The 15,654-nt window shown below is 31.7% G+C and carries 15 protein-coding genes and 1 tRNA gene; 14 read left to right on the top strand and 2 right to left on the bottom strand.

Annotated features, from left to right (window positions below; translation table 11 throughout):
* Positions 1–63: 63 nt before the first annotated feature.
* Positions 64–1,758 carry a helix-turn-helix domain-containing protein gene (locus PFY09_RS08570; protein ID WP_271162132.1) on the bottom strand — a complete coding sequence of 565 codons (1,695 nt, stop codon included), beginning with the start codon at positions 1,756–1,758 and terminating at the stop codon, positions 64–66.
* Between the two features lie 287 nt (positions 1,759–2,045).
* Between PFY09_RS08570 and PFY09_RS08565 the strand changes: the two genes are divergently transcribed.
* From PFY09_RS08565 to PFY09_RS08535, 7 genes are all read left to right on the top strand, one after another.
* Positions 2,046–2,264 (top strand): hypothetical protein, encoded by a 219-nt coding sequence (locus tag PFY09_RS08565; protein WP_256038010.1) that lies wholly within the window; start codon positions 2,046–2,048, stop codon positions 2,262–2,264.
* A gap of 1 nt (position 2,265) precedes the next feature.
* A complete protein-coding gene (locus PFY09_RS08560; RefSeq protein ID WP_271162131.1) occupies positions 2,266–4,434 on the top strand; it encodes an outer membrane beta-barrel family protein in 2,169 nt (722 codons plus the stop codon).
* 99 nt (positions 4,435–4,533) lie between these two features.
* Positions 4,534–4,689 carry a hypothetical protein gene (locus PFY09_RS08555; RefSeq protein WP_271162130.1) on the top strand — a complete coding sequence of 52 codons (156 nt, stop codon included), beginning with the start codon at positions 4,534–4,536 and terminating at the stop codon, positions 4,687–4,689.
* 69 nt (positions 4,690–4,758) lie between these two features.
* Positions 4,759–6,066 (top strand): hypothetical protein, encoded by a 1,308-nt coding sequence (locus PFY09_RS08550; protein ID WP_271162129.1) that lies wholly within the window; start codon positions 4,759–4,761, stop codon positions 6,064–6,066.
* A 1-nt stretch (position 6,067) separates the two neighbouring features.
* Positions 6,068–7,357 carry a hypothetical protein gene (locus PFY09_RS08545; protein WP_271162128.1) on the top strand — a complete coding sequence of 430 codons (1,290 nt, stop codon included), beginning with the start codon at positions 6,068–6,070 and terminating at the stop codon, positions 7,355–7,357.
* Positions 7,358–7,368: 11 nt separating this feature from the next.
* Entirely contained in the window at positions 7,369–7,734 is a 366-nt protein-coding gene (locus tag PFY09_RS08540; protein ID WP_076390947.1) for a hypothetical protein, read from the top strand.
* Entirely contained in the window at positions 7,735–9,942 is a 2,208-nt protein-coding gene (locus PFY09_RS08535) for a peptidase domain-containing ABC transporter (protein WP_271162127.1), read from the top strand.
* A 126-nt stretch (positions 9,943–10,068) separates the two neighbouring features.
* On the opposite strand, the gene PFY09_RS08530 is transcribed toward PFY09_RS08535, so the two are convergent.
* Positions 10,069–10,139: transfer RNA gene (locus PFY09_RS08530), tRNA-Gln, on the bottom strand.
* A gap of 307 nt (positions 10,140–10,446) precedes the next feature.
* Between PFY09_RS08530 and der the strand changes: the two genes are divergently transcribed.
* The 7 genes from der to PFY09_RS08495 all read left to right on the top strand — a co-directional run bounded on the left by der (position 10,447) and on the right by PFY09_RS08495 (position 15,638).
* Entirely contained in the window at positions 10,447–11,757 is a 1,311-nt protein-coding gene (der, locus tag PFY09_RS08525) for a ribosome biogenesis GTPase Der (protein WP_116097518.1), read from the top strand.
* 82 nt (positions 11,758–11,839) lie between these two features.
* The gene (gene upp, locus PFY09_RS08520) at positions 11,840–12,493 is read left to right on the top strand and encodes a uracil phosphoribosyltransferase (protein WP_271162126.1); all 654 of its coding nucleotides are present in this window, start codon (positions 11,840–11,842) and stop codon (positions 12,491–12,493) included.
* Positions 12,494–12,628: 135 nt separating this feature from the next.
* Positions 12,629–13,156 carry an RNA polymerase sigma factor gene (locus tag PFY09_RS08515; RefSeq protein ID WP_271162125.1) on the top strand — a complete coding sequence of 176 codons (528 nt, stop codon included), beginning with the start codon at positions 12,629–12,631 and terminating at the stop codon, positions 13,154–13,156.
* Positions 13,146–13,430 (top strand): hypothetical protein, encoded by a 285-nt coding sequence (locus PFY09_RS08510; RefSeq protein ID WP_271162124.1) that lies wholly within the window; start codon positions 13,146–13,148, stop codon positions 13,428–13,430. The genes PFY09_RS08515 and PFY09_RS08510 overlap by 11 nt, the downstream gene beginning before the upstream one ends.
* Positions 13,423–13,872: a Spy/CpxP family protein refolding chaperone gene (locus PFY09_RS08505; protein ID WP_271162123.1), complete on the top strand. Its 450-nt coding sequence runs from the start codon at positions 13,423–13,425 to the stop codon at positions 13,870–13,872. Before PFY09_RS08510 ends, PFY09_RS08505 begins: the two co-directional genes overlap by 8 nt.
* The gene (locus PFY09_RS08500; RefSeq protein ID WP_271162122.1) at positions 13,869–14,546 is read left to right on the top strand and encodes an MbnP family protein; all 678 of its coding nucleotides are present in this window, start codon (positions 13,869–13,871) and stop codon (positions 14,544–14,546) included. Before PFY09_RS08505 ends, PFY09_RS08500 begins: the two co-directional genes overlap by 4 nt.
* Before the next feature lie 21 nt (positions 14,547–14,567).
* Positions 14,568–15,638 carry a cytochrome-c peroxidase gene (locus PFY09_RS08495; RefSeq protein WP_271162121.1) on the top strand — a complete coding sequence of 357 codons (1,071 nt, stop codon included), beginning with the start codon at positions 14,568–14,570 and terminating at the stop codon, positions 15,636–15,638.
* Positions 15,639–15,654: the final 16 nt, after the last annotated feature.

Below are 15,654 nucleotides of genomic sequence, written 5' to 3'. Positions count from 1 at the left end.
GAAAAATTTTTAAAAACCTTATATTGGATAAGCTTTAGTCGTTACAACTTAATCTTAAAATATTTACGATACTCTTTTTAGTCTTATTTCCTCTTTTCGTTTTTTGAGAAAATCAGCAGGTCGAATGCCATTTTGTTCATAAAATAAATTTGAAAAACTTTGCCGATTGCTAAAACCACAGGCAAGTGCTATATCTTCTACAGAGTATTTTTGCCAAAGTTTGTTATTGTATATTTTTTCTGTTGCGTAATCTATTCTTAATTTATTGATATAAGTATTGAAATTACAGCCCTGATATTCATTCATAAATTGTGAAATATAAGTTGCATTGGTACCAAACTCTATTGCAAGTTTTCCAGCAGTAATTCCTTTTTCAAGAAAGCCATTATTTTTTTCAAAATCAGAGAATTTACTTTTAAGAAGCTGAACTGTTTTTATTTCTATCTTTGAGTTCTTTTCGGTAAGTTTATTAAGATCTGCATTTTCTTTTATTTTTGTATTCTTTGAACTGATTTTTTCTAACAGCTCCTCATATTTAATCTGAATTTCTTTTTTCTTTCTCAGCCAATATGCTAAAAATAATATAAGAACTAAAATTACGACGAAGCTGAATATGAGTAAAAACTTTCCGAAAGAATTGGTTTTTTCAAGATTTGATTGAGCTTCAAGTAAAGATTTTGTATCGTAGTCCCGGTGTATACGATTGGAAAGATATTTAAAATCAGTGGAGATGATGCTGTCTGCTTTTAGCAGTTGCTTGGTATAATATAATTCTTCTTTTGGTTGGTTTTTATTTCTGTAAAATGTAATAAGTTTTTCGTAATTGTTTCTTAATTCAGGAAGAATAAATTGGTATTTATTGAAGATAGAATCTACTTTCTTATAATCAGAAAGAGCTTTTTCAGTATTTTTTAGTTCATCATAAGCAGATCCCCGATAGTAGTAAATGACAGATGCAAAGGTGTAATCATTAATTTTTATGAATTCAGGCAATGCATTGTTAAATATTTGAATAGAATTTTGATAAGATTTTTTATTAAATTCTGTAATGGCTTCACTTTTATAGAAATAACTTTTTTCGAGATTGAAAAAAGGATCTTTTGGAAGAGCATCTAACCCTTCTTTTATAAGTTTTTCAGATTCAGTATAATTTCCCAGTTGCTGGTAACAGACAATCATTTGGTGTAAGCAATTGAGATAGCCTTTTTGATGATTCTTGATAAGATTAGGGTGTATATTTGCTTTTATTTTTGATTTAAAATAGACATTACATGACTTAAATAATTGTAATGCTTCTTCATAATACCCCAGATAGCTTTTTACAACACCAATATGGTATAGATTTTGGTATTTTAGAAATTCATCATCTGTATTTTTTGTATACTCATATGCCTTTAAATATTCATTCAGAGCTGGTTGAAATTTTCTGTAGGTAAAATAATATACCGCTCCTTTACTTATATATGAACTGCCAATAAGATCAGAATTTCCAGATAATTTTGCAGCAGAAATAGCACTGTCTGCATATTCTTTTTTTTTGTTTGGTGAATATCTTATAGCATCATCATAAGCCTGAAACAATTCTGCATAATTTTTTTCTTTTTTTGCTTTAGATATGTAGATGTTGAGATAATGAAAAGCTTTTTGATCATTCTCTTCATATATCCAATATTTATTTCTTAACGCAGAATAATAATCCTGTGCTGACAGTTGGCAGATTGTAAAAAAAACAAAAAAGCTGAAAATAGTTTTATTCATTCCTTTTTAATTTGTTTTTCATGGAATTCTTTTTCACTTCAAATGTAATTATTTTAATATAATAAAAGTTTAGATAGATATAAAAATGTTTTTTACTGATGAGAATAAATCACTGATGATTAGAGTAATAAACAGGGGAAATGTAAAAATTATAAAAATTTTTACGTAATAATTTTTATAATCTTACCCACAACTATTTGTGAAACAGGGTGTACTCTTTTAATATTGCTAAAAATAATCGATGACTTTCGGCCGGAAATTATCAACCAAAAAAATATTGAAAAAGTATGAAATTCAAAATCACTATAATCTTACTTGGGCTTTTTTGTGTGTTGGTAAATTCTTGCAGGGAAACTGAAGATCTAAATTATCCAAATACTGTTTCAGATAATATTACTCTACAAAAGGATAGTAAAAAAGAAAAAGACTCTAGTGAAAACCAAAAGGATCCTCCAATAAAAGGAACTCACTGGAAAACTCAAAGTGTAGGTTCCGCTGAAAAATAGAATGAAAAAATATACATTACTTTTTTTATTAATATCTGTCTTTTCTTTTGCTCAGGACTCGATCAATAAGATTGTAGAAAAGCAAATAGAGCAAATAGAAATTGTTACAAAGAAAAAATTGATTGAAAGAAAAATCGACAGATTGGTATTTAATGTTGAAAATTCAATTTCTGCAACGGGGGGAGATGCACTTGATGCCTTAAAAGTAACACCCGGAATACGCGTGCTCAATGACAAAATTTCGATGATAGGTAAAAGCGGAATGATTGTGATGGTGGATGATAAAGTAATAAAACTCTCAGGAGATGATCTTATCGGTTTTTTAAAAACAATACCATCAGACAGTATTAAAAGTATTGAAGTAATTACAGTGCCACCGTCCAAATATGAAGCACAAGGAAATAGCGGGATCATTAATATAAAGCTTAATAAAGTAAAACAAAATAGTTGGAACAGTTCAGTGAGAAGTACTTATACACAAACCACTTATCCTGCGGGAACTATAGGAGGAAGTTTTAATTATAATAAAGATAAAATTTCTATTGAATCTGATTTGGGGTATACAAACGGATCGATTGCTCCCAGCTATAATACAACTTTCTTTTATCCCAATCAGATATGGAGAGAAGTAAATACAAACAGAAACTATTACGATTTGGTTCGTGGAAAATTGGGCGTAAATTACAGATTTTCTGACAAGTTTAATATTGGCGTACAGTATATGTCCAGTAATAACAAGAAAAGAAATTTAGAAAATGATTATTCAACCATAACAGATAATATTAGTAATTCTATTGACTCCTTAATCGTTAATAAAGCTGAAAATAGAATAAGAAATAGATTTAATACTGTAGATTTTTATTCCGTTTATAAATTAGATACTCTGGGTAGAAAAATTTCAGCAAATTTTAACTATTTGAAATTTAAAGATACACAAGACAGGATTTTTAGCTCAAATAATTTGTTGGCAAACAATATGGTAATTCCCAATTCATATTATTCTGCCAATAATATTTCAAAACAGGATATTGAAAATTATTCGGCAAATGTTGATGTGGATTTTCCGACTAAGTTCGCAGATTTTACTTTTGGTGGGAAAGTTTCTTTTACAAAGAATAAAACAGATCTGGCTTTGTACAATCTTAGTTCAGGAAGTTCAATATATGATGCTGCACAGAGTAATCGGTTTGTTTATAAAGAAAATACAGAAGCACTGTATTTTTCTGCCAGCAAAAAATTATCCGAGAAATGGGAAACCCAGCTGGGTCTAAGATTTGAAACTACACAAACTGAGGGGAATTCAATTTCTTTAGATAGAATAAATAAGAATAATTACTCGAAATTATTTCCAACATTTTATCTGACATATACTCCTGATGAAAATAATATTTTCTCAATTAACTACAGCAGAAGATTAAACAGACCCAATTTTGAGGATTTAAATCCATTTAGAATATACAATAACAAATACCAGTATTCTGAAGGTAATCCCTTTCTTCAGCCAAGTTACAGTCATAACATGGAGTTGAGTTATACTCTTAAAAATAACTGGACAAGTAAGCTTTACTACTCTAAAATAACAGATGGTTCAGGCGGTATTATTTTGATAGATCCAGTGAATAATAATTTACAGGCAAATATAATTTTAAATTATTTGAACTCACAAATCATAGGTCTTTCAGAATCGTATACATTAAACTTAAAAAAATGGTTTCAAAGTTATAACAGTTTTGATGTGTATTATTCTAATTCAAAATCAACAGTGCCATATATAAACTCTAATGTGGACGGATTTAATTATAACCTGACTACCAATAATACTTTTAGTCTTAATAAGGAAAAGACCGTTTTATTCGGACTGAATTATTCTTACAATTTTAAGGGAGTTTCGGGAGTAGACAGAATTTCCGCATACAGCCAGCTTGATGTATCATTAAAATTTTTGTTTTTAAATAAAAATCTGAGTCTTGCAATTATTGGAAATGACATTTTAAAAAGCAGTATCATAACCCAGACTTCAATAACCAATAATTATCAGATTATATACAAAAACTATGAGGATATAAGGTTTTTAAGGCTGTCATTAGTTTACAAATTTGGTAATAAAGATATCAAAAGTACTCAGATAGAAGGAAGTAACGAAGAAGAAAAAAACAGACTTAAAAAATAAACGCATAAACAAAGACCAACGAGGGTATAAAACAGAACGTTAAAGTTCTGGTGTCTTTAAAAGTTTGCCGATTGTTTAACCCATTAAAAAATTAATAACATGGAAAAGAAAAAATTCAATGCCAAAGATTTTTTGAATGTTAGCACTTTATCACCGCTTGAATCTGCAGAGATCAAAGGAGGTATGGCTGACACTATTAAAACTACAGTTACAGAAGTAACAGTAAAGAAAGTAACTGTAACTGTAACATCATAGGTTACATCTTTAAGTACTGAGGCGGTGGAAAATACACCGCCTTTTTAATAAATAATAAAGCTAATATACATGGATACAATTACAGAAACACAGATAAAATCTTTTTCATCAGAGTGGTGGGACACTTTTTTACAGGAGAACGAGAATTTCACAACAACTAAAGTTTTTAAAAATGTAATAACTTCTGAAGATATTGTTTTTCTTAATAAGGAAATTATAAAGATTATTCAGGAATTATATGCTCTAAAGACAAACAAATATGGTTTTAGAGTCTATTTAGATGGGAAATTGCAAAATAATGACTTCATGACCAATTTGTTTGAAAAACATATTCCTTTTGAAAATGAAAACATTACAGAATATTTTGATCGGGTATTTTCAGATAAAAAGTTTGGAATGATTATTAATCACACAGAAAAGTTTTCTGAAGATTTAGCTCATAATATTTTACTAAAAATACAACCTTTATTAGATAAAGTAGGTATTCCCCTAACAGGATTAAGTGCTCACATACTAATTGGAAACTACGGATGGACTCCTTTAGGGATTCATCAGGATACCAGAGGCGAAAATGTTATTCATTTTCATTTGGGCCCCGGTCCTAAAATTATGTACAACTGGAACGAGGAAGATTATAAGGAACTGACCGGTAAAAAAGATAATAATAAAGATGTTGAACCACTTTTACCATACGCAGAAAGTTATCCCTTTGAAACAGGAGATCTCTATTATATGCCTTGGAATAAATACCATATAGGATTCTCTGACCAATTTTCTGTAGGACTTACCATTTGGTTTAACAATCCTACAAAGAGAAGTTTTACTACCGCAATTCTTGATGCCCTTCATTTGCAGCATCTTAATGAGGATGACGAAATTTTAAGCCCAAATAAGGACAAAGATATTGATTTAACGTTTGAAAATATTAAATCCGTACTAAATCTCAATGAAAATCTAAGAGGACTGACTTTTATTGATTTATTAAAGTATCTCCACAAAGAGTATAAATTAGCGATTTTAAGCAACGGGGGATGGGCGAGTATTCCTGTAACCTTAAGTGATAAAATCAAATATGAGATTGATAATTATGAAATATTGGATAATAAGAAAATTATCACGCCATATCCCTTTAAAACATTTTACGAAAAAATAGATGATGAATTGGTGATTTTTGCAAGAGGATATAAGGTGAAAATTAGATATCATGATGAGTTAATAAATATAATTGATAAGTTAAACCAGAATAAAGAAGAACTGGTAACGGATTTACTCAGTAATTTGATAGTTGATTGGCCTGTAGAAGCAGGTTTATACTTTTTATCGCTCCTTTATGACAAGAGAGCTATTAATATTGTTGAAACTAATCAGTTGAAATAAGATGGAACAGGCAATTATCGAAAAAGTAGAATCTTTTTCTGCGGAGTGGTGGGATCATTTTTTAGAAGATAGTGGGAATTTTACTAAAACAAAAGTATACAAAAATGTAATATCTAATGATGATATTGATATATTAAAGAACGAAGCAGTAAAGATTTTACAGGAGATTTATACTCATAGAACTAATCAGTATGGGTTTAGAGTGTACATAAAAGGTGAAGAACAGGATATAAACTATATATCCAAACTTTTTGATGCTCCACCAACTGAAAAAGAAACTTTGGAAAGTTATGCCGAAAGAGTTTTTGAAAAACAAAAATTCGGAATGATTATTAATAGAACTGAAAAATTTTCAGAGAAAGTTTCACAGAATATTTTATTAAAATTACAGCCTTTACTGGATAAAGTAGGAATACCTTTAACAGGACTTGAAATGACTCTGTTTGTAGGAAATTACGGATGGACACCTTTGGGAATTCATATTGATATTAAGGGCGAGAATATAATGCATTTTCATCTTGGACCCGGTCCAAAAATAATGTATAATTGGGAAGAAGATACATATAAGGAGCTAACTGGCAAAAAAGAAAATAATACAGATATAGAACCACTTCTGCCTTATTCGGATGCATATCCTTTCGAAACGGGAGATTTTTATTTTATGCCATGGAATAAGTATCATATAGGATTTTCTGATGAATTGTCTATCGGATTTATAGTTGGATTTAACAATCCTACAAGAAAAGGTTTTACATCTGCAATTTTAAATTCTATTTCTCAGCAATATTTGAATGATAACAAACAAATATTAAGTCCGGATAAAAATGAAGAAGTTGAAGATTCATTTAATGCCATTGAATCAGTAATTAATTTAGATGAAAATCTTAGACACCTGTCTTTCATGGATTTGATGAAGTACTTACACAAAGAATTCAAATTAGCAATTTTAAGTAATGGCGGATGGGCAAATATCCCAATAACCTTAAATGATAAAATAAAATATGATGTAGATAATTATGAAGTACTTGAGAATAAAAAAATAATTACTCCTTATCCATTTAAAACATATTATGAAAAAATTGGAGATGAGCTGGTCATGTTTGTGCGAGGTTATAAAGTAAAAATTAAATATCATGATGAATTATCTGGTATCATTGATAAATTAAATAGAAATAAAGAGGAGAAAGTAACGGATTTATTAAGTACTTTAACGCAAGATTGGCCTGTAGAAGCCGGCTTATACTTTTTATCATTACTTTATGATAAAAGAGCAATTAATATCATCGAATAACAAAATAAAAAATGAAAAAAATAATACTTTTAATACTTATGACTGCATTATCAAATTTAGGAACAGCCCAGACAAAAACTACCAGTAGTACAAAGTCTTCCGAAAGCTATAGTTATTCGACTTCTTTTGATGCAAAGCAAAAAGAGTCGATACTGAACTATTTAAAAAAAGAGCTAGGCAAAGAGTATAAAACAACGAACCAGAAGTTAGTATGGTCAAAGATTAGTGATCTTGAAACTAAAAATGACAAAACGTTTGTTAAACTAGAAGGTAATGAAATTGAATTAAATTATCAAAGTAAAAACGATTTATTGAATCCCCTTATATTGAAAAAACTGAAAAAAATATCTGATTTTATTGAATCAACCAACAAATAAATGAAATTTATTCCTCAGTATAATATCATGGACTGTGGTCCGGCTTGTCTGGCTATGATTGCCAATGAGTATGGAAAAAAGTATACTCTGAAATATTTAAGAGAAAAATCATTTCTTACAAGAGATGGAGTATCTTTATTAGGAATCAGCGAAGCGGCGCAAAGCATAGGATTTGAAACAGTAACAACCAGAATAAATTTAGACCAGCTTTTAGATTTACCTACACCCTGTATATTACATTGGGATCAAAACCATTTTATAGTTTTAGAAAAAATAAAAGGATCCAAAAAAGGCAATAAGTCTTTTTTTAAAAGAGGCTTATTGTTTAAAATTGTTGATCCTTCCTATGGTATATTATACCTTAAGGAAACTGAATTTTTAAAGCATTGGATTAGCAGCGACAACAAAGGTGTTGCATTATTTCTCAATCCTACAGATGCTTTCTATGAATATTCTCCACCTGCGGAAAATAAAATAAATATCAAATATTTAGCAGGAATTTTATTTCAGCATAAAAAACAGTTTTTGTGGATGTTATTATCCTTGCTTTTAGGCAATTTAGTAAACATCGCTTTCCCGTTTTTAACGCAAAATCTTATAGACAAAGGAATTACGGACAAAAATTTGTCAATTGTTCAATTGATACTTTTTGCGCAGATCAGCTTGTTTCTTGGAGCTATGACTGTTGAAATCATTAGAAACTGGCTGGTTTTAAAAGTAGGAACAAAAATCAGCATAACAATTATTTCAGACTTTCTAAGAAAATTATTACAGTTAAAAATAAAATTCTTTGATACTAAAATGATGGGCGATTTCACTCAAAGAATTCAGGATAATGAAAGAATCGAAAATTTTTTAACTTCACAGAGTTTAATCACTATTTTTTCCATTATTTCATTTTGTGTATTTTTTGTGATTTTGGGATATTACAACTACACAATTCTGTTCATTTATTTGCTTCTTACTGTTTTAGCTGTTTGTTGGTCTGCATATTTTCTGAAGAAAAGAAGCATACTCGATTTTTATAAATTTAAATTAAAAAGTGAAAATCAAAATGCCATCTATGAGATTATAAATGGTGTAACAGAGATGAAGCTAAATCAGTTTCAGGATTTTAAGAATAAAGAATGGCAGAAAATTCAGGATAAATTATTACAAATAAATTCAAGAGTTCTGAGGTTAACTCAATTTCAGATCGGCGGTTTTGAAATAATCAACCAAATTAAAAACATTATTGTAACCTATATATCAGCTGTTTGTGTGATAAAAGGAGAAATGTCATTAGGTGAGCTTATGGCAATTTCTTTTATATTGGGACAAATGATCTCTCCTCTTAACAGTATTACAACATTTTTTTATTCTCTACAGGATGCCAAACTTAGTTTGGAAAGACTCTCTGAAGTTCAGTATCATGAAGATGAAGAAAATGAAAATTTAATCCCTCTTCCAAAAACATCTTTATTAAATAATCAAGGGATCAATATTAATGATGTTTCATTTCAATATGAAGGTCCTAAATCTCCATTTGTTCTTAAAGATATTAGTTTTAAAATTCCGGAAGGAAAAATAACGGCAATTGTCGGCGCAAGCGGTAGTGGAAAAACCACTTTAATGAAACTGCTTCTGAGATTTTACGAACCAACAAGAGGTGAACTTTTCTATAATTCTGAAAATATATCAAGAATTTCCCCAAAAAGTTTACGGGAAAATTGTGGTGTCGTAATGCAGGACGGCTTTATATTTTCAGATACTATTGAAAGAAATATTGCCACTGGTGATGAGGAGGTAAACAGAGAAAAACTTCAAAACGCAGTAAAAATTGCAAATATAGAAGAGTTTATAGAAGAACTTCCTTTAGGATATAATACCAAAATCGGAGCATCGGGAAATGGTATTTCTGGTGGGCAAAAACAAAGAATACTTATTGCAAGAGCTGTTTATAAAAACCCTCATTACATTTTTTTTGATGAAGCTACTTCTGCACTTGATGCAGAAAATGAAAAAATAATCCATGACAATTTACAACAGTTTTTCAAAGGAAAAACAGTTTTAATAATCGCACACCGCTTAAGTACAGTGAAAAATGCAGATCAAATCATTGTTTTAAAAAATGGAAGAATTGTAGAGCATGGAAATCATCAGACATTGGTTGATAATAAAGCAGATTACTATAATCTGGTAAAAAACCAGCTGGAGTTGGGCAGCTAATTTATATAAATTAAAATTCTTTAAAGATCAATACCTTTTTGATGAAAAGCAGTCATAATTAATATCAATAGCACAAAATATTTTTAGATACAAAAAAACCGTTAATTTGATAATTAACGGTTTTCGTAGACCCACAGGGATTCGAACCCCAGATGACTGAACCAAAATCAGTAGTGTTACCGCTACACCATGGGTCTGTATTTCTATGACGCGAAATTATATAAATTATTTTAAAAATAAAAATCATATTGAAAGAAAAAATGCGTGTTTCTCGATTATTAATTGATTTACAAAGATTTATTTTCTGCTTTTTATTGAAATTTAAATCCGATACTGCGTTTTAATTCTTAAAATATGTTTCGGCAGCTAATATTCTGATTTTTTGATCTGTTTAATAGGCTTTAAATATGAAGAATTTTAAATAAAATAAAAAGCTTACCTTTGCAAAAAATTGGGCTCCAAAAGTTGGAGAAACCCATTAATAATTATTTATTAAACATTTTTATGTCGAATATTGTCGCAATCGTTGGGCGTCCCAACGTAGGAAAATCAACGCTTTTTAATCGTTTACTGGAAAGAAGAGAGGCTATCGTAGACTCTACCGCCGGTGTTACCAGAGACCGTCACTACGGAAAGTCAGACTGGAACGGAGTAGATTTCACGGTAATTGATACAGGAGGGTACGATGTAAATAATGACGATGTTTTCCAGGGAGAAATTTCAAAGCAGGTTCAGTTGGCGATTGATGAGGCAACTTCTATCATTTTTATGTTGAATGTAGAAGAAGGACTTACAGATACGGATTACGAAATCCACGAAATGTTGAGAAGATCCAACAAGCCGGTATATATAGTTATCAATAAAGTAGATTCTTCCAAAGAAGAATTGGCAGCTACAGAATTTTATCAGTTGGGAATTGAAAAATATTACACTTTGTCCTCTGCAACAGGTTCAGGAACAGGAGATTTACTGGACGATGTGGTAAAAGATTTTCCGACAACCGAATACAAAGATCCTTTCGAAGGATTACCGAAAATTACCATCGCAGGTCGTCCGAACGTAGGAAAATCTACAATGACGAATGCTTTGCTTGATGCCGACAGAAATATCGTAACAGATGTGGCAGGAACAACAAGAGACAGTATCCAGACCCTTTATAACAAATTCGGACACGAGTTTGTATTGGTAGATACAGCCGGAATGAGAAGGAAATCTAAAGTAAGCGAAGACTTGGAATTCTATTCCGTAATGCGTTCTATCCGTTCCATCGAATACTCTGATGTCGTGATTATCATGGTGGATGCTACTCAGGGATGGGAATCTCAGGATATGAACATCTTTGGTCTGGCTCAGAAAAACAGAAAAGGAATTGTGATTCTTGTTAATAAATGGGATTTGATTGAAGGTAAGGAAACCAACACCATGCGTGATTTCGAAAAACAGATTAAAGACAAGATCGGGCAGTTTCAGGATATTCCTATTTTATTCGTTTCTGCATTAACGAAACAGAGAATCCTGAAAGCGGTAGACATGGCAATGCAGGTGTATGAAGACCGTAAGAAAAAGATCAAAACTTCAAAACTTAATGAAGTGATGCTTCCTATTTTTGAACAGACACCGCCTCCTGCAAACAAAGGAAAATACATTAAAATCAAATACTGTGTACAGCTTCCGACGCCGTCACCACAATTTGTATTCTTCTGTAACTTACCGCAATACGTAAAAGAACCATATAAAAGATTTACTGAAAACCAACTAAGAAAAGAATTCGGGTTTACCGGAGTTCCTATCGAAGTGTATTTCAGACAAAAATAAATTGTAATCCCTTTCAGATTTTTCTGAGAGGGATTTTATTCTTCATTAAATATATATTTTTAGATAAAAGCTTTTCAAAATAATGAACACAATAGTTTTATCAGAACAATTTTCTTTAGTTAATTCATGGATCAATGAGCTTCGAAATGTTGAAATCCAACACGACCGTATGAGATTCCGCAGAAATATGGAAAGAATCGGCGAAATTGCTGCTTTCGAGATCAGCAAAACACTGGAGCAGAAAGAAATTGAAATTCAGACTCCTCTGGATACGATTAAAGTGAAGGAAATTGCTGTTCAGCCTGTTATTACGACCATTTTGAGAGCCGGAGTTCCTTTGTTTGAAGGAATTTTGAATTATCTTGATAAAGCAGACTGCGGATTTGTTGCCGCTTACAGAAAACATGATGCCAACGATTATTTTTCTATTAAACAGGACTATTTAACGTGTCCGAACATCGAAGGCAGACCTTTAATTGTTGCCGATCCTATGTTGGCAACCGGAGCTTCTCTTATCGAAGCCATCAAAGATTTATTAACAAACGGAAAGCCTACAGAACTTCATATTGTTGCAGCAATTGCTTCAAGACAGGGAGTAGAAACCATAGAAAAAGCGTATCCCGATGCCAAAATCTGGGTAGGAGCCATTGATGAAAACCTTACCTCAAAAGGCTACATTACTCCGGGACTGGGTGATGCGGGAGACTTAAGCTATGGCGAAAAACTACAGCGATAAAATTTCTCTGAGCAATTTTTTTCGAAATCATTTTTACATCTGAATTTCTTTTATTTTTACGGAAACTGAAAAAACCGAAGGAAAAAATATTTTTTCTCGTCTAATATAAAAAGTGACCGTAATGAAAACCGGAATATGAATTTCGAGTTTATTTTCTATCAGCATCAGAAGATGGTATATAATCTTGCCTTGCAGTATACCCAGAATACCGAAGATGCAGAAGAAATAACTCAGGATGTTTTTGTAAAAATATCACAAAAGATGGATGGCTTTAAAAATGAGTCATCCTTAAAGACATGGATTTACCGCATTGCGATTAATACCTCTTTAGATTTTCTTAAACATAAAAATTCCAAGAAAAGATTCTTTTTCGGTCTTTTCAGAGATTCGGATGCTGAAAACAGACAGAATGAACCGGTAGATTTCAATCATCCCGGTGTGGTTCTTGAGCAGAAAGAAGAAGTCATGAAAATTTTCAGCTTTATCAATATGCTTCCGAATGATCAGAAAACAGTCGTTATTTTACTGAAAATCGAGGGTAATTCTCAACAGGAAACCGCTGAGATCATGAATATCAGTCAGAAAGCGGTGGAATCACTTTTTCAACGTGCCAAAAAAAATCTTATCCAAAAACTAAATCAACAGAAGGAATATGAAAAATAAATCGTCTAAGTATGTAATGGAAGATCAGTTGCAGATATTAGAAAAAATTCAGAGTGTGGATGCTCCTTCAGAATTGTACGGAAAGATTCTCAATAAAATTGAGAATCAGAAGAAAGATATTGTTTCCCCAAAATGGATTTTCGCCGCGGCAGCTGTGATTGCTATTCTGATCAGTTTGAACGTAAAAGTTATTCAAAACACAAAAGATTCTTCCAGATCGGATTTTGATACCTTATTTATGATGAAATCACAAAATACTTTTTCGTATGACTAAAAACAGATTTTACATTTTTATTATCGTTGGTCTGCTGATTTCCAATCTCTTATTGGTGATCTTCATGCTCACGCGAAAACCTCCGCATCATTCAGGGCCGAGAAATCTCATTATTGAACGGCTGCATTTGGATGAAAAACAGATACAGCAATATGACGTGCTGATTCAGCAGCACAGAATGGAGATCAGAGAAAAAGAACACGAAATGATGGATGCGAAAACGCAGTATTATTCATTATTAAAAAATAAAGATCGGAAAAACGGAGATTCTTTGGTACAGCAAATCGGAAAGATAAGTATGGAAACTGAAAAGATCAACTTTAAGCACTTTCAGGACATCAGAAAAATTTGCCGTCCCGACCAGTTGCAGGATTTCGATCATCTTATTGATGAATTTGAATCTCTTTTTGCTCCCGGACCGAAACCTCCACACGAGCGATGAAAAAAAAATATTTCGTTTTTATTTTCCTGGCTTCGGTGAATTTTCTTTTTTCGCAGAATGTCGTTACCGGAATACAGTTCAGTCCGGTTTGGGCTTCTGAAAAACTGGAAATAGAAAAAAAATATACATTAAAAGATGATGTTGTTTCTATATCTAAATTAAAATTTTACGTTTCGGATATCTGTTTTAAAAAATCAGGAAAAACAGTTTTTAAAACACCGGAAAAATCTTATTTAATTGATTCTGAAAACAGATTGAAAATAGATTTTGATAAAAATATCACAGAAGATTTCGACGAAATTCAGTTTAACATCGGAATTGACAGTCTTACCAATGTTTCCGGAGCAATGGGTGGAGATCTTGATCCGGTGAACGGAATGTACTGGTCGTGGCAAAGCGGATATATAAACTTTAAGATAGAAGGAAATTCAGAAAATTCCGGTGCTGTTCATAAAGATTTTCAGTTTCATGTTGGAGGATATTTAAAACCTTTTGAAACATTACAAACAGTTATTTTGCCCTTGAAAAGAAACCAAAATGTAATTTTTGTAGATATTTTACGGTTTTTATCAGAAATTGATTTAAGTAAAACTCATTCCGTAATGTCAACGGGAGAAAAAGCAGTCGTTCTTGCCCGTCAGTTTCAGAAAATATTTTCTACAGATTCTAAATGATGTTCCGATAAAAATATTGTTATGAATAATGATAAAGGTAAATTTCATCTTATGAGAGGAATGCAGAAATACATTCTTGTCTTTTTATTTCTGATTCCGTTATTGGCTTTTACCTTCAAAGATCTCTACACGCTTTACATCCCCGAATATTTTCCGAAACCTGTTTCCGATTTTAAAAAAGAACCGTTAACCAAAGAAAAAGTAGAGTTGGGAAGAGCCTTGTTTTATGACCCTGTTTTATCAAAAGACGGAACGGTTTCCTGTGCTTCCTGCCATACTTCATACAATGCTTTTGCGCATACAGATCACGCCTTAAGTCATGGAATCGGAGATTCTATCGGAAAAAGAAATGCTCCTGCGCTGTTTAATCTGGCGTGGCAGAAAGATTTTATGTGGGATGGTGCAGTTAATCATATTGAAGTTCAGGCTTTAGCTCCGATAAGCGATAAAAAGGAAATGGCAGAATCTATTGAAAATGTGGTTAAAAAACTTCAGGCTAAAAAATTGTACAGAACCCTTTTTTACAAAGCTTTTTCAGACAGCACCGTTACAGGACAGCATCTTTTGAAGGCTATTGCCCAATTTCAGCTTACCTTAATTTCCACAGATTCCAAATACGATCAGGTAAAAAAAGGAAAAGAGAGCTTCACGGAGCAGGAACAGAAAGGCTATGAGATTTTTAAACGGAACTGCCATTCCTGTCATCAGGAACCTCTTTTTTCATCCTATCAATTTGCAGCTAACGGATTGCCGATGGATTCATATCTGAAAGATGTTGGAAGAATGGGAGTTACCCGACAAAAGAAAGACAGTCTGATGTTTAAAATCCCTTCTTTAAGAAATCTAAGCTATTCTTATCCTTATATGCATGATGGAAGATTTAACAGATTAAGTCAGGTAGTTAACCATTACACCAACGGAATACAGCAGAATTCAAAAGTTTCAAAAGAACTCAGAAAAAAAATCATCCTTACAGATCATGAAAAAGTTGATCTCATCGCATTTTTGCTTACACTTAACGATAGAGAATTTGTGAAAAACCAGAATTTTCAGTTTCCGAAAGAAATTTTACTGCCCTCCGAAGGAAAATAAATCTATTGTCGTCTAA

The sequence above is a fragment of the Chryseobacterium gambrini genome (assembly GCF_027920505.1).
Classification (GTDB): Bacteria; Bacteroidota; Bacteroidia; order Flavobacteriales; family Weeksellaceae; genus Chryseobacterium; species Chryseobacterium gambrini.
This window is presented reverse-complemented; position numbering and strand designations above follow the sequence as displayed.

Bases quoted from the DNA above. Each gene is read 5' to 3' on its own strand.
- PFY09_RS08540 (WP_076390947.1), top strand. From the start codon at position 7,369: ATGAAAAAAATAATACTTTTAATACTTATGACTGCATTATCAAATTTA.
- PFY09_RS08500 (WP_271162122.1), top strand. From the start codon at position 13,869: ATGAAAAAAAAATATTTCGTTTTTATTTTCCTGGCTTCGGTGAATTTT.
- PFY09_RS08560 (WP_271162131.1), top strand. From the start codon at position 2,266: ATGAAAAAATATACATTACTTTTTTTATTAATATCTGTCTTTTCTTTT.
- PFY09_RS08535 (WP_271162127.1), top strand. From the start codon at position 7,735: ATGAAATTTATTCCTCAGTATAATATCATGGACTGTGGTCCGGCTTGT.
- PFY09_RS08495 (WP_271162121.1), top strand. From the start codon at position 14,568: ATGAATAATGATAAAGGTAAATTTCATCTTATGAGAGGAATGCAGAAA.
- PFY09_RS08570 (WP_271162132.1), bottom strand. From the start codon at position 1,758: ATGAATAAAACTATTTTCAGCTTTTTTGTTTTTTTTACAATCTGCCAA.
- upp (WP_271162126.1), top strand. From the start codon at position 11,840: ATGAACACAATAGTTTTATCAGAACAATTTTCTTTAGTTAATTCATGG.
- PFY09_RS08550 (WP_271162129.1), top strand. From the start codon at position 4,759: ATGGATACAATTACAGAAACACAGATAAAATCTTTTTCATCAGAGTGG.
- PFY09_RS08515 (WP_271162125.1), top strand. From the start codon at position 12,629: ATGAATTTCGAGTTTATTTTCTATCAGCATCAGAAGATGGTATATAAT.
- PFY09_RS08505 (WP_271162123.1), top strand. From the start codon at position 13,423: ATGACTAAAAACAGATTTTACATTTTTATTATCGTTGGTCTGCTGATT.
- PFY09_RS08510 (WP_271162124.1), top strand. From the start codon at position 13,146: ATGAAAAATAAATCGTCTAAGTATGTAATGGAAGATCAGTTGCAGATA.
- PFY09_RS08565 (WP_256038010.1), top strand. From the start codon at position 2,046: ATGAAATTCAAAATCACTATAATCTTACTTGGGCTTTTTTGTGTGTTG.
- der (WP_116097518.1), top strand. From the start codon at position 10,447: ATGTCGAATATTGTCGCAATCGTTGGGCGTCCCAACGTAGGAAAATCA.
- PFY09_RS08555 (WP_271162130.1), top strand. From the start codon at position 4,534: ATGGAAAAGAAAAAATTCAATGCCAAAGATTTTTTGAATGTTAGCACT.
- PFY09_RS08545 (WP_271162128.1), top strand. From the start codon at position 6,068: ATGGAACAGGCAATTATCGAAAAAGTAGAATCTTTTTCTGCGGAGTGG.